This is a genomic window from Streptomyces spororaveus, assembly GCF_016755875.1.
GTDB lineage: Bacteria > Actinomycetota > Actinomycetes > Streptomycetales > Streptomycetaceae > Streptomyces > Streptomyces spororaveus.
The window spans coordinates 1,092,222-1,105,823 of sequence record NZ_BNED01000005.1; the positions used below are offsets into that span (position 1 = coordinate 1,092,222).

Annotated in this window: 8 protein-coding genes and 3 pseudogenes; 5 read left to right on the forward strand and 6 right to left on the reverse strand. The window is 68.8% G+C overall.

Annotated features, from left to right (window positions below; all coding sequences use genetic code 11):
• The first annotated feature begins 287 nt into the window (after positions 1–287).
• Positions 288–3,062 carry an aconitate hydratase gene (locus Sspor_RS07685; RefSeq protein WP_202198353.1) on the forward strand — a complete coding sequence of 925 codons (2,775 nt, stop codon included), beginning with the start codon at positions 288–290 and terminating at the stop codon, positions 3,060–3,062.
• 360 nt (positions 3,063–3,422) lie between these two features.
• On the opposite strand, the gene Sspor_RS07690 is transcribed toward Sspor_RS07685, so the two are convergent.
• Both Sspor_RS07690 and Sspor_RS07695 read right to left on the reverse strand, forming a co-directional pair.
• A complete protein-coding gene (locus tag Sspor_RS07690) occupies positions 3,423–3,893 on the reverse strand; it encodes a universal stress protein (protein WP_202198354.1) in 471 nt (156 codons plus the stop codon).
• A 258-nt stretch (positions 3,894–4,151) separates the two neighbouring features.
• The gene (locus Sspor_RS07695; protein ID WP_308445532.1) at positions 4,152–5,624 is read right to left on the reverse strand and encodes a cation-translocating P-type ATPase; all 1,473 of its coding nucleotides are present in this window, start codon (positions 5,622–5,624) and stop codon (positions 4,152–4,154) included.
• On the opposite strand from Sspor_RS07695, the pseudogene Sspor_RS07700 reads away from it, so the two are divergent.
• A pseudogene (locus Sspor_RS07700) lies at positions 5,593–5,721 on the forward strand (undecaprenyl-diphosphatase); the annotation flags it as partial. The gene Sspor_RS07695 and the pseudogene Sspor_RS07700 sit on opposite strands and share 32 nt — an antisense overlap.
• Before the next feature lie 396 nt (positions 5,722–6,117).
• Here the strand turns inward: Sspor_RS07700 and Sspor_RS07705 are convergent.
• Together Sspor_RS07705 and Sspor_RS07710 are read right to left on the reverse strand one after the other, a co-directional pair.
• Positions 6,118–6,341: pseudogene (locus Sspor_RS07705) on the reverse strand (IS701 family transposase); the annotation flags it as partial.
• A 41-nt stretch (positions 6,342–6,382) separates the two neighbouring features.
• A pseudogene (locus tag Sspor_RS07710) lies at positions 6,383–6,505 on the reverse strand (hypothetical protein); the annotation flags it as partial.
• A gap of 502 nt (positions 6,506–7,007) precedes the next feature.
• On the opposite strand from Sspor_RS07710, the gene Sspor_RS07715 reads away from it, so the two are divergent.
• On the forward strand, positions 7,008–7,964 hold the full coding sequence (locus tag Sspor_RS07715) for a TAXI family TRAP transporter solute-binding subunit (protein ID WP_202198357.1): 957 nt from the start codon (positions 7,008–7,010) through the stop codon (positions 7,962–7,964).
• 8 nt (positions 7,965–7,972) lie between these two features.
• On the opposite strand, the gene Sspor_RS07720 is transcribed toward Sspor_RS07715, so the two are convergent.
• Together Sspor_RS07720 and Sspor_RS07725 are read right to left on the reverse strand one after the other, a co-directional pair.
• Complete coding sequence (locus tag Sspor_RS07720) at positions 7,973–9,436, reverse strand: sensor histidine kinase (protein WP_202198358.1); 1,464 nt, start codon at positions 9,434–9,436, stop codon at positions 7,973–7,975.
• 7 nt (positions 9,437–9,443) lie between these two features.
• Complete coding sequence (locus Sspor_RS07725) at positions 9,444–10,154, reverse strand: response regulator transcription factor (RefSeq protein WP_202198359.1); 711 nt, start codon at positions 10,152–10,154, stop codon at positions 9,444–9,446.
• A 210-nt stretch (positions 10,155–10,364) separates the two neighbouring features.
• Between Sspor_RS07725 and Sspor_RS07730 the strand changes: the two genes are divergently transcribed.
• Both Sspor_RS07730 and Sspor_RS07735 read left to right on the forward strand, forming a co-directional pair.
• A complete protein-coding gene (locus Sspor_RS07730; protein ID WP_237403734.1) occupies positions 10,365–12,482 on the forward strand; it encodes a TRAP transporter permease in 2,118 nt (705 codons plus the stop codon).
• Complete coding sequence (locus Sspor_RS07735) at positions 12,479–13,483, forward strand: TAXI family TRAP transporter solute-binding subunit (RefSeq protein ID WP_202198360.1); 1,005 nt, start codon at positions 12,479–12,481, stop codon at positions 13,481–13,483. Before Sspor_RS07730 ends, Sspor_RS07735 begins: the two co-directional genes overlap by 4 nt.
• Positions 13,484–13,602 lie beyond the last annotated feature (119 nt).

Consider the following 13,602-nt stretch of genomic DNA (forward strand, 5'->3'; position numbering starts at 1 on the left):
CGCACCATTTGCGGGCCGGGTGCGCGCGGTCGAGACTGAGCATGGTTGGTTCCGTTCCATCCCAGGGCGGGTATTGCCCCTGCCGGTTGCCTCTGGCCTGTCGATGAGGCGGAACGACGCCCGGACGAAGAGTGCCCTAGGTGAGAGCGAAAGCTGCCGGCGAGCCGGCAAATGCGCGAGTCCCGGGACGGGCGGCCGATCCGGGCGCGGACCCGCACAGCGACGCGCGGTGGACTCACAATCCGCTCCGAGCTAGCTCCGCCGATCCGTACTAAGGAGGCAGGCCCATGTCCCTGGACAGCTTCGCCGCGCGCGGCACGCTCGACGTCGGCGGCGCCTCCTACTCGATCCGACGGCTCGACGCCGTGCCCGACTCACGACGGCTTCCATACAGCCTGAAGGTGCTGCTGGAGAACCTGCTGCGCAATGAGGACGGCCGCACCGTCACCGCCGACCAGATCGCTGCGCTCGCCGGCTGGGACCCGGCGGCGGAACCGGCAACGGAGGTTCAGTTCACCCCCGCGCGGGTGCTGATGCAGGATTTCACGGGTGTGCCGTGCATCGTGGACCTGGTGGCGATGCGTGAGGCGATGGCTGCGCTCGGCGGCGATCCGGCGCTGATCGACGCGCGGCGGCCCGTGGAACTGGTGATCGACCACTCGGTGATCGCCGACCACTTCGGTTCCGCAGCGGCGTTCAGCCGCAACGTGGAGCTCGAGTACCGGCGCAACCGGGAGCGCTACCAGTTCCTGCGCTGGGGACAGAGCGCCTTGCGGAACCTGCGCGTCGTTCCCCCTGGAACTGGAATCTGCCACCAGGTCAACCTGGAGCACCTTGCCCGGGTGGTGTTCGCGGAGGACGGCACGGCATTCCCCGACACTTTGGTCGGGACCGATTCCCACACCCCCATGGTCAACGGGCTCGGTGTGCTCGGCTGGGGGGTCGGAGGCATCGAGGCGGAAGCCGCGATGCTCGGCAGTCCGGTGAGCATGCTCATCCCCAAGGTCGTCGGCGTGCGGCTCACCGGCGCACTGCCCGAAGGCAGCACCGCCACCGATCTGGTGCTGACCATCACCGAGCGGCTACGCCATCACGGCGTCGTGGGCGCCTTCGTGGAGTTCTACGGACCTGGCGTGGCCGAGGTGCCACTGGCCAACCGGGCCACCATCGGCAACATGAGCCCGGAGTACGGCGCCACCTGCGCGATCTTCCCGATCGACTCCGAGACCCTTTCCTACCTGCGGCTCACCGGCCGGGACCCCGGCCAGGTAGCGCTGGTGGAGGCGTACTCCAAAGAGCAGGGACTGTGGCACGACCCCGGCCACACCCCTGATTACTCGCAGACCCTCGAAGTGGACCTGTCGGCCATCGTCCCGTCGATCGCCGGACCCAAACGGCCACAAGACCGCATCGCCCTGGCGGACGCGTCGCGGGTCCTGCGCGCTGTCCTGGACGGCGACGTGACCTGCGCCGCGGCCCCGGTCGGGCTGGACCAGAGCGGCGTGGAGTCCTTCCCGGCCTCCGACCCGGTGGCCGTCACCGGCAGCCACCCCGGCGACCAACCGGGGTACCTGGAGGCGACCGGACCGGGAAAAGAGGCACGTCCGCATGAGCGTGTACCGGTGACGCTCGAGGATGGCAGCAGCTTCGAGATCGGGCACGGCGCCGTGGTGATCGCCGCGATCACCTCGTGCACCAACACCTCCAACCCACAGGTGATGGTCGCCGCCGCGCTGCTGGCCAAGAAGGCCGTAGAGCGCGGCCTGCGGTCCAAGCCCTGGGTGAAGACCAGCCTCGCGCCGGGGTCGAGGATCGTGACGGACTACTTCGAACGCGCCGGTCTGACCCCGTACCTGCACACACTCGGCTTCGACCTGGTCGGCTACGGCTGCACCACCTGCATCGGCAACTCCGGCCCGCTGATCAATGAGGTCTCCCGGGCGGCCACCGACGCCGACCTCGTGCTGGCATCCGTGCTCTCCGGCAACCGCAACTTCGAAGGCCGCATCCACCCCGAGACGAAACTGAACTATCTGGCCTCACCGCCCCTGGTGGTCGCCTACGCGCTGGCCGGCTCCATGGCCGTCGACCTCACCCGCGACCCGCTGGGCACCGCCAACGACGGCCGGCCCGTCCACCTGCGCGACATCTGGCCCACCCAGGACGAAATCCAGCAGGTGATCTCCACCAGCCTGAGCCCGAGCATGTTCACCAACGGCTACGCGGACCTGTTCACCGGCGACGATCAGTGGCGGGCCCTGCCCACCCCCGAGGGCGACCTGTTCGCCTGGGATCCCGACTCGACCTACGTGCGCAAGCCGCCCTACTTCGAGAACATGCCCCGCCGACCGCAGCCACCGGACGACATCACCGGCGCCCGGGTGCTGGTCCTGCTCGGCGACTCGGTCACCACCGACCACATCTCCCCGGCCGGCACGATCAAACGGGACTCGCCCGCGGGCGAGTACCTGCAAGCCCACGGCGTCGCACCCAACGACTTCAACTCCTACGGCTCCCGGCGCGGCAACCACGAGGTGATGATCCGCGGCACCTTCGCCAACATCCGCCTGCGCAACCTGCTGGCCCCCGGAACCGAGGGCGGCTACACCCGCCACCTCCCCGACAGCGAGCCGGCCACGATCTACCAGGCGGCGATGCGGTACGCAGCCGAGGGCGTCCCCCTCCTCGTCATCGCCGGCAAGGAATACGGCTCGGGCTCGTCGCGGGACTGGGCCGCCAAGGGAACCGCCCTGCTCGGCGTCAAAGCCGTCCTGGCAGAGTCGTTCGAGCGAATCCACCGCTCCAACCTGATCGGGATGGGCGTCCTGCCGCTGCAGTTCGCCCCCGGCGACAACGCCGGCTCCCTGGGCCTGACCGGTGAGGAGACCTACACCGTCCACGGACTGGCCGAGCTGCCCCGCGAGGTCACCGTCGAAGCGACAGGGACCGGCGGCACCACGCGGTTCACCGCACGCCTGCGCCTGGACACCCCCACCGAAGCCGACTACTACCGGCACGGCGGCATCCTGCCCTACGCACTGCGCGCCCTGCTCCCCACATGACACCGCGCCGAGAGCCGCACCGCGGGCTTCCCGAAACATTGACACCACAAATCCGCCCATGAACGGCATCCACGCCTTAACGGCCGCCTTCTGGCGGGTCGGCAGCGATGCCGTCGCCCGCCTCCGCGGCCGGTGCAAGGGGTGCAGTCGAAGCGAGACGCAGGAGGACCCGAGGGACGCACCGTGCGCCGCATCCGGAACCTGAGCCGGTTGAGAACGTTGAGCCTGGAGTACGGTGCACCTACGGCTCACCAGCCGCGACCCTGGCCAGGTAGCCCTGGGAGGCGTACGCCAAAGCGCAAGGACTGTGCGCCGCGCGATTGGGCCGCCAAGGGGCTTGTGCCGCTGACGAGCCCCGCCTCACTCGGCCTGTGTCCGGGAGTCCGTCACCTCGACGTTCCCACGAACGATGACGACCGGACATGTGGCGTGCAGCGCGCACTGCTGGCTCACGGAGCCCAGCAGCGTTCGACGGAATCCGCCCATGCCCCGGCTGCCCACCACGAGGGCCTCGGCCCCCTCCGCCTCACTGAGCAGCACCTCGACGGGATGGCCTTTCACCAGACGCTTTCGTACCTGGGCGGCGCCGGACTCGCCGAGAACCTGGTGCACCTGGTTGAGGAGGCCCCGCTCGGCGATGGTTCTGTCGAAAGTGGGGTCCACCGCGGGCGCGGACCACCCGTACGCCCAGGGCGGCTCCCAGGCAGCCACTGCCACCACACCACCGCCGGTCAGCTCGGCATACTGAACCGCCCACCGAAGCGCGGCATGCGACGAAGGCGACCCGTCGATACCCACCACGACGCGCAAGGCGGCATCCTGCATCCCCATGATATTTGCCCCTTCTGCTCAGATATGTGTCCACACTGTGCGACACGCAGGCAATTCGCCATACAACCGCAGCCGACAGGTACACCCCCGCCGATCCGGCGAGTGGGTAGGAGTCGGTTCCGGTCGGCGTGTCCAGCCGGTCGCCGGTCGCGACGCAGCACCCTGAGCAGGTCGATACGCTGCGAATCCCGTGATCGCATCACGAGGCCTGCGCGCCCACCATCGGCCAACGGCTGAGCGGTCAAAGAAGCCGACGGATCACTGTGCTCCGGCGGGCGGCGGCTGCATGGTCTGTGAGCGCGTGCGACGGCGGGTACGGGACCGCAGCACCGTCTTGACCAGCTCGCCGGCCCACAGGATGGTCGAGCCGACGGCTGCGCATACAAGCCACTGGCTGGAGGTCAGGTTGGTCGTGGTGAAGAAGCCGTGCAGGGCGTCCATCTCGACAATGAGGACCAGCAGCACGATCACAGCTGCACCGGCGACGAACATGGAGGGGTTCTCCAGTGTCCGCCTGCTGAAGACGCTGTGTGTGTCGTGCCGGACGTTGAGCAGGTTGTAGACCTGGAAGAAGACGAAGGTGACGAAGGTCATGGTGCCCGCGACGGTGGCTTGTCCCGGTTCCGCCTCCGGGCCTGGGGCCCATTTCAGCACCGCGAGGGTGCCTGCCGCCATGACCGTGCTGGTCAGCAGGATCCGGGCAAGCCTCTTTCTGCTGAGGATGGGTTCGCCGGTCGGGCGTGGGGGCTTGCTCATCGCGTCCGGGCTGACCGGGTCGACTCCGAGGGACATCGCCGGCGGGCCGTCCATCACCAGGTTGACGAACAGGATCTGCAGCGCCGTGAACGGTGCGCCCCCCGCCAGGCCGGTCAGTGAGCTCACCAGGAACGTGGTCACGAAGCCCAAGGCCGTCGAGACCTGGAAGCGGACGAACTTCACGACGTTGTCGTAGATGCCCCGGCCCTCGCGGACGGCGGCCACGATGGTCGCGAAGTTGTCGTCGGTCAGGACCATCGTCGAGGCTTCCTTGGTCACCTCCGTCCCGGTGACGCCCATCGCCACCCCGATGTCGGCCCTGCGCAGCGCGGGTGCGTCGTTGACTCCGTCGCCGGTCATGGCGACCACGTCCCCGCGGGCCTGCAGAGCCCGTACGATCCGGATCTTGTGCTCCGGCGATACGCGGGCGACCACCCCCACTTCGTCGAGCCGGCCGGGCAGGGCGTCGTCGCCGATCTGGTCCAGGTCGGCGCCGGTGATGGCCTTCCCCGGGATGCCGAGTTCACCGGCGATGGCTCCGGCGGTCATCGCGTGGTCACCGGTGATCATCCGGACTCGGATCCCGGCGTCGCGGCACTCGGCGATCGCCGTGCGCGCCTCCGTGCGTGGTGGGTCGACGATGCCGACCAGGGCCAGCAGCACCACCCGGTCCAGTAGTTCCTTCGGGTCCTGGGGAGCCTGGAAGTCCTCGGCCGGGAAGTCTTCCGTCCCCAGGGCCAGCACCCGCATGCCCTGTCCGGCCAAGGCGCTGTTGGCCTTCTCGTAGCGCTGCCGGGCTTCCTGGTCGAACGGCAGGATCGTCTCTCCGCCGAGATGCCGGTCCGCGCGGTCGGCCAGCACATCGGGGGCACCCTTGACGAAGCACCGGATCACATCGCGGCCGGTGTCATCGGTCCAGTCGTGGAAGGTCGCCATGAACTTGTTCATGAAGTTCATCACAACGAAGTCCTTCATGCCGTTCGTGATCTACCGGATCCTGCTCGGCATCCTGCTGTTCGTGCTGGTGGGAGCCGGTGTGCTCAGCCCGCACGCGAGCGAATCCGGCGGCTGAACCAGGGCCGTACAGGTAGCGCCATCTAGCATTTCCTAGCGCCTGATTGCAGCACCACGCCATGATCATCTCCCACTTGTCTCCCACTCATCTCCCACCAGGGAGCCGGGATACGCCCCACTAGGACGCGTGCGTCCGCAAAGTAGGGGATGACGCGGAAGGGCCCGCACGGCAGTGCGGGCCCTTCCGTACAGAGGGTGGAGCGGGTCAGCTGAGGTTCATGTCCGGCCTAGTACTGCAACGGTCTTTGGGTTGGCTGGTTGGCAGCTTCCGGTGGTGTGTGGCCGCGTCGTTTGTAGTGGCTGATGCGGGCCTGGAACTGTCGTCTGCGGCGCCAGTGTGACCAGTGCAGGACGTGCTGGACAGGTGATGGTCGGCGGTGGCTGAGGCGGGTGATCAGGCGTCGGATTTCGGGGAGAGTGAGGGGTGTGAGCTGGGAGGATCCGTCTCTGCTTTCCCGGTATCCAACGCTCGGGCCCGCAGGACGGTGAGGCATGCATGGGCGGCATGGCCAGGGTGATGTGGCGGTGCCAGCCGGCGTAGCGGCGGACCTGGTAGTCGTCCAGGCCGCATTCCTGCTTCGCAGTCTGGAAGCATTCCTCGATGGCCCAGCGGCTGCCCGGATCCAGTTCCGCAGCGTCTCGGTGTTCACCCCAAGATCAGCCGCGACCGGCTTGACCGTCGCTCCTGGCCTCGACCGGTACAACGCGACCGCGTCCGCCTTGAACTCGACGGGATAGTGCTTCATCCCCATTCCGCGGGCCGGATCGGTCACCAGCAACATTCCAAAGCGGTATCCGCAGGCGGGAGGGGGCTGGCGATGGAGGCACGGGGACGGAGCGCGGCCAGCTTGTACGCGGCAGCTCTGCGCGAGGCGCGCACCGTTTTCGGCACCGCCGGCGGGAGCCTGGACGGGGGCGTAAGCGGCCGGTACGTCGACCGTGGACGGGCTCGCTGCTTCGACCGGGCGGATGTAGGCGGTGGCGCGGCGCGGAAACTGGGCGTCGCCGGGTTTCGCGCCGGCATTTCCCGCGCACGCGCCAAGGCTGCGGAGCAGCCGAGCGGGGACGCCCACCCCGGGGCTCGAGCAACGCACGGATCCGGCTGGCGGTCGGGCCGCAGACTTCTGCGAACGAGAGCGCCGCCTTGAGGTGTGTCGGCAAACGGGTCCTGCAGCTGGAGGGTACGAAGATGGCGCTTACTTTGGCGGGGATAGTCTGACTACGCGACCCGTGTCGATGCCCGAAGGACTGGTCGGGTGGTGCGCTGTCGAGGGAGGTGGTCCCATGCGGGTGGCGCGTCTACTCGTGGCCGCGCTCGTCTTGGTGCTGCTGCCCATCGCGTGCTCGGACAGTGATGTGCCGGATCGTCCGTCCGGCCAGATTGCCGTGGCCACCGGCAATCCGGGCGGTGTGTACGCGGAGTACGGTGCGGGCTATGCCGGTGTCATCGGGCGCCGGTTGCCCGACGCGTCGGCGCGGGTTCTGCACACCGGCGGGAGCGTGGAGAATCTGCGCAAGGTCGAGGCTGGTCAGGCGCAGGCGGGTTTCGCCCTCGCCGACGCCGCCGCTGACGCCGTCGCCGGGCACCCGCCTTTCTCCCGGCCGCTGCCGGTGGTGGCGCTCGCCGCGTTGTACGACAACTATGTGCAGCTGGTTGTCCGTGCGGACAGCCCGGTGCGCAGTGCGAAGGCGCTGCGGGGGCTGCGGGTGTCTGTGGGTTCCGACGGGTCGGGTACGGCGCTGATCGCTGAACGCATTCTGAAGGTTGCCGGGCTTTCGCCGGAGACGGATGTGACGTCGCTGCGGCTGAATGTGCGCGAGTCCGCGGCCGCCCTGGCGGCCGGGCGAATCGATGCCTTCTTCTGGAGTGGTGGTCTGCCGACCGGGGCGATCACCGAGCTGCGCCGCGGGACGTCGATCCGTCTCGTGGACCTTGGTGACGTGGTCGGGGAGCTGACGCGGGCCTATGGCGAGCTGTACACCGAGACCACGGTGCCTGCCGTGGTCTACGGTGCGCAGAGCGCGGTGACGACGGTGAGCGTGCCGAATTTCCTGGTGGTGCGGCGTGACATGGCGGAGTCGGAGGCGTACTGGCTGACCCGGTTGCTGTTCGACGGGCAGGCGCAGCTGATTCGAGCGCATCCGGAGGCCCGGCGTCTAGACCGGCGGTCGGCGATCGCCACTCATCCGTTGGAGCTGCACCCGGGGGCTGCCCGCTGGTACCGCGAGGCCCATCCCTGAGGTGGGGGTCAGGGGGCGACCGCGGGGGTCGCGGGCGCAGGGGGTGCGGCGGGTAGTCGTACGGTCGCGTTGAGTCCGTGGGGTTGTGCCGCTGCCAGGTGGAGTTCGCCGCCTCCGGCTTCCACGAGGATCCGTGTGAGGGCGAGGCCGAGGCCTGTGCCGGGGACGTTCTGGTGGCGTGTGCTGCGCCAGAATCTGCCGCCCGCCTGGGCGAGTTCTTCCGTCGTCAGTCCGGAGCCCTGATCCTGGACGGTCACCTCCACCATGCCGTATTCCGTGTCCGCTGCACGTCCGTGTGGCGGGCCGGCGGTGTCGTGGCTGTGGGTGTCCGGGGCGTGTTTCACGCAGATGTCCACGGGTGAGCCGTCGCCGAACTTGAGGGCGTTGTCGAGGAGGGTGTCCAGGGTCTGGTCGAGGCACTCGGGCAGGGACAGTGCGCTGATGCCGTCGGGAATCCGGGTGGTGAAGATGACGCCTTCGGCGTCGAAGGCGGCCCGCCAGGCGTCGGCGCGGTGGGCAACCACGGCTGATACGTCGACGGGTGTCCGTTCCGCTTCGGATGCCTCCGCTCTGGCCATGCGCAGCAGTCCGTCGAGCATCTGGCCGAACCGGTCGGCTTCTTCCACCGCGCTGTGGAGTTCGTGCAGGCCTTGGGGGTCGTTGACGAAGTCTTCCAGGTTCTCCACCCTCAGCCGGAGGGCGGTCAGTGGGTTGCGTAGCTGGTGGGAGGCTTGTGCGACGAAGGCGCGCTGCTGTTCCTGGGAGGCGTGCATGCTGTCGGCCATGGCGTTGAAGCTGTTGGCGAGGCGGCGTAGTTCCGGGGCGCCGGCCCGGTCGGAGACGTGGGTCTTCAGGCGCCCGAGGGCGACTTCGTGGGTGGCACGGTCGAGTTCATGGACGGGGCGCAGTACCCAGCGCACGACTGGGGCGGCGACGGCGATCAGGACGATGGCGAGGGCGGTGAGGCTGCCGAGGACGACGAGGGTCAGGTAGTCGGCGACTTCGGAGCGGGCCCGGTCCGTGGGAGAGACGATCAGTACGGCGCCGAGGATGTGGCCGTCTCGTTTGATGGCGTCGGCATGGATGAACGGGCGGTCGTCCCATGGCCATACGACGCTGGGCCGTTCGGGGGGCCGGTCGGCCAGGGCCTGGAGGAGTGCGGAGCGTACGTGAGGTTCTTCGAGGTCGATGGGGTGCGGGGCAACGACGGTCGTCTCGCGGTCGGCGTCGACGACGGCGACTTGGGAGTCGTACAGGCCGGTGTAGCGGTCGGCGGCGGCTTGGAGGCGGGCTGTTCGTCCTGTTTCCAGGGCGGTGGCGGCCATGTCGGCGAACCAGGCGCTGTCCTGGACGCGTCCGGTGAAGGACGTCTGGATGGTGCGGTCGGCGGTGGCTCGTACCAGGGGCACGCTGAGGGCAACGATGAGGCCGGCGACGAGGGCGCAGACGATGACGAGGAGCCGGCGGTGCATCGGGGGCTCAGCAGCCGGCCGCCGCGGGCGGCGGGGCGGAGTCCGGGGTGGCGGGGTTTGTGGTGAGGCGGTAGCCGAAGCCGCGGACGGTCCGCACGAGGTTTCCGGTGCGCCCGAGCTTGCCGCGCAGGGTGGCCACATGGACGTCGAGGGTGCGTGACATTCCGTCGTAGGCGGTTTGCCACACCTCGACCAGGATCCGGTCCCGGGATACTGCGGCGCCGCCGGCGCGGACCAGGACGGCCAGGATGTCGTACTCCTTGCGGGTCAGGGGTACGGGCCGTCCGTCGAGGGTGACCGTGCGTTGTGCGAGGTCTATCGCGAGGCCGTCGTCGAGGGTGAGGAGGGGTTCTTGGCGGGGTTGGTGGTTCATGCTGCGCCGCAGGACCGCTTCGATGCGAGCGAGCAGTTCGGCGGTTCCGAAGGGTTTCACTACGTAGTCGTCCGCGCCGCTGCGTAGTCCGCGGACGCGGTCGGGTTCGCTTCCGCGGGCGGTGACGGCGATGACGGGGACTCCGCCGCGGGCCCGTAGTTCCCGGCAGACCTCGATTCCGTCCCGGTCCGGCAGGCCCAGGTCGAGGAGGACGAGGTCGACGGGGGGTGCGGAGAGGGCCTGGGCGGCGCTGGCGGCGCGCTGCACGTCGTAGCCGTTGCGGCGCAGGGCGCCCGCGAGGGCTTCGGCGACTCGGTTGTCGTCTTCGACGACGAGTATGCGCAACGCGTCCTCCCGGTGCTTCCCCGGCTGGTCCTGCGCCCCGCGGTCCGCCGTGGGTGGTGCGGCGCAGGGTGGTGCCTTGGGGACCAGCGTAGGAGTGATCCAGGTCACTGAATCCTAAACCTACGTTAAGAGGGCGGGCTTTTTCTGTCGCCTTCTTGTTACGGCTGCCACGGTCTGAGGGATCGCAGCGTTCATTCCGAGGAGGCCGTCATGGGCATGGTGGGAGCGCCGTCGGTACCGGGGCAGCGGACAGCGGATGAGCTGGTGGCCGAGTTCGACCAGGAGCGGCCGGCCCGAAAGCTGTCCCCCGTGGTGTCCGCGGCTGTGTCCGCGGTGTGTGCCGTGCTGTCGGTCTTCGTGCTGTACGCGATCTTCTTCCCGGTCGCCAAGGGCGGCCAGTACTACCTCACGCTCTTCCTTGCCGCGACGCTGCCACTGATCTTCCTTACCCATCGCGGAACGGTGCGAGTGCCGGCTTTGACGATGCGGTGGCGCCGGGGCGATGCCGGGGAGGCGGCTGAGGAGGCAGCGAAGGGGGCGGACAGAGCCGCACAGCGCGACGACCCGGGCTGGTTCGACTGGATGCTGGCCGCCTGCGCCCTGGCGGTGTGCCTCTACCCGCTGTGGGAGTTCGACGCTTTCATCGAGCGGCGGCAGTTGCCCACCTCGCTCGACGTGGCCATGGGAATCGCCGTGATCATGCTGGTGCTGGAGGCGTGCCGGCGGACCACCGGATGGGTACTCCCGGCGTTCTGTACGGCGTTCCTGCTGTACGCGTACTACGGCGGGCTGCTTCCCTACCAGTGGTCGCTGGCGCACGGCGGCTTCGACATCGACGCGATCTCCGCCCACTTCTTCATGAGCACCGACGGCGTCTACGGCGTACCGCTGAACGTGGCCGCCACCTACATCGTGCTGTTCACCATCTTCGGCGCCGTGCTCGACATCTCCGGGGCCGGCAAGTTCTTCATCGACCTGTCGTTCGCGGCGTTCCGCGGTTCCCGCAGCGCCCCCGGACGCACCGTGACGGCGGCGGGATTCCTCCTCGGCACCGTCTCGGGTTCCGGTACCGCCACCGCCGTCAGCCTGGGATCGGTCGCCTGGCCCGTACTGCGCAGGGCCGGCTACAGCAAGGAGGCGGGCGGCGGCGTACTGGCCGCCGCAGGGATCGGCGCGATCCTCTCCCCACCCACGCTGGGCGCCGCCGCGTTCATCATCGCCGAGTACCTCAAGACCAGCTATCTCACCGTCCTGCTCTACGCCCTGGTTCCCACGCTGCTGTACTACTTGGGCATCCTCCTCGCCGTGGAGATCGACGCCCGCAAACACCAGGCACGGCCCGTGGTCGACGACGAAGCCACCTCGGCGTGGAGGCTGCTGGGCCGGTTCGGCTACCACTTCCTGTCCCTCTTCATGATCATCGGCTTCATGGCGGTGGGACTGCCCCCGTTCAGGGCCGTGGTCTACGCCACCGCCCTGCAGTTCCTGCTGTCATTCCTCGACTCCCGGCACAGGATGACGCCCCGCCGGCTGTACACGGCACTCGCCGAGGGCAGCAGGTCCGTGCTGCCGGTGGTCGCCACCTGCGCCGCGGCGGGCATCATCGTCGCCGTCGTCACCCAGACCGGACTCGGCCTGAACCTGGCCTCCGTCATCGTCGACGCCGCCGGCCTGTTCGGTGACAACGCGACGGTGGAACTGGTCGTGACCGTCATCTTCGCGGCCCTCGCGGTGTCGATCCTGGGACTCGCCGTGCCGGTCACCGCCTCGTTCATCATCTCCGCGGTCATCATCGCGCCCGCGCTGCTCTCCCTCGGGGTGAGCACCCCCGAGGCGTACATGTTCATCTTCTACTACGCCGTCCTGTCCGAGGTCAGCCCGCCGACCGCGCTCGCGGCCGCCGCCGCGGCCGCCATCACCGGCGGCAACCCCATGCGCACCATGGTGGCGACCTGGAAGTACTCACTGCCCGCGTTCCTGGTCCCGTTCGCCTTCGTCCTCACCGACAACGGCTCCCAGCTGATGGGCACCGGAAGCCTGACAGGCATCCTGTGGACGACCGCGGTCTCCGCCCTCGCGGTCGCCGCGCTCGCCGCCGCCACCGGCGGCCGGCTGCTCGGCCCGGCAGGCCCCGCCGAACGCGCGCTGTGCGTCATCGCCGCCCTGTGCCTGCTCTACCTCGAACCCGCCGCGATCACCGCCGGCCTCATCGCGCTCACCCTCGCCGTCGGCGTGCGCCTGGTCCGCCGCAGGCAGCACTCCCCCGCGCCCCACACAGCTCACGGTCTTCAGGCCGAAGCCGTCACGGAAGGACACCTCCCCTCATGAAGCACCCCACGCGCACCGCCCGCCTGACCGCCCCCGCCCTCGCCCTCACGCTCGCACTCGCCGCGACCGCCTGCGCGGGAGGCAAGCAGGACGACAACGGGGCCGTGAACAACGGAAAGGGAGGGCGGCTCACGATCGCAACCGGGCCCACCACCGGCGTCTACTACCAGATCGGGGGCGGACTGGCCGACCTGATCTCCGACAACGTCAACGGCTACCGGGCCACCGCCGCCACCACCGGCGCGTCCGTGCAGAACATCCAGGGCCTCCAGGCCGGAAGCTACGACCTCGCCTTCTCCCTCCTGGACACAGCGCAAGACGCCGTCCAGGGCAAGGGAAGCTTCGACAAGCCACAGGATGTCGAAGCCCTCACCCGCCTGTACCCGAACTACACCCAGGTACTGGTCCGAACAGACTCCGGCATCAAGTCCCTTCAGGACATGAAAGGCAAGAGGATCTCCACCGGAGCACCCAACTCCGGCACCGAGGTCATCGCCAGACGGCTGCTGACAGCCGCCGGGCTGGACCCCGCCAAGGACGTCACGGCGGAACGACTGGCCCTGCCGGAATCTGTGGATGCCATGAAGGACAGCACCATCGACGCAATCATCTGGTCCGGCGGCCTGCCCACCGGCGGCATCACCGACCTCGTCACCAGCCTCAAAGACAAGGTCCGCTTCCTCGACATCACCGCGCAACTGCCCGCCCTGAGCAGCAAGTACGGCAGCGTCTACCAGAAGGGCTCCATCCCTGCCTCCGCGTACAACCAGCCGACGGCCGTCCCTACGATCGTGGTACCCAACGTCCTGCTGGTCAGGAAGGGCTTCGACCTCGAACTCGCCGGAAAGATCGTCAGCCTCGTCTACGAGAAGAAGAACGAACTCGAGAAAGTAAACGCCGCCGCCACCGAAATCGACCCCGCCCAAGCGGACGAGGTGGCCCCCATCCCCTTGAACCCCGGTGCCGAAAGCGCGCTCAAGAACCTGGCCAAGAAGCCCTGATACGTCACCCGCGCCCTGCCCGCAGGCAGGCCGGCCGGCAGGCAGGCAGGCACCCGATTACCAGCGACCGGACCCCGCCACATACCCGGTCCCCGGACAAGCCATCCCTCCTCCGCTCC

Excerpts from the sequence above, each read along its gene's own strand:
- Sspor_RS07685 (WP_202198353.1), top strand. The coding sequence starts at position 288 with ATGTCCCTGGACAGCTTCGCCGCGCGCGGCACGCTCGACGTCGGCGGC.
- Sspor_RS07690 (WP_202198354.1), bottom strand. The coding sequence starts at position 3,893 with ATGGGGATGCAGGATGCCGCCTTGCGCGTCGTGGTGGGTATCGACGGG.
- Sspor_RS07695 (WP_308445532.1), bottom strand. The coding sequence starts at position 5,624 with ATGAAGGACTTCGTTGTGATGAACTTCATGAACAAGTTCATGGCGACC.
- Sspor_RS07715 (WP_202198357.1), top strand. The coding sequence starts at position 7,008 with ATGCGGGTGGCGCGTCTACTCGTGGCCGCGCTCGTCTTGGTGCTGCTG.
- Sspor_RS07720 (WP_202198358.1), bottom strand. The coding sequence starts at position 9,436 with ATGCACCGCCGGCTCCTCGTCATCGTCTGCGCCCTCGTCGCCGGCCTC.
- Sspor_RS07730 (WP_237403734.1), top strand. The coding sequence starts at position 10,365 with ATGGGCATGGTGGGAGCGCCGTCGGTACCGGGGCAGCGGACAGCGGAT.
- Sspor_RS07735 (WP_202198360.1), top strand. The coding sequence starts at position 12,479 with ATGAAGCACCCCACGCGCACCGCCCGCCTGACCGCCCCCGCCCTCGCC.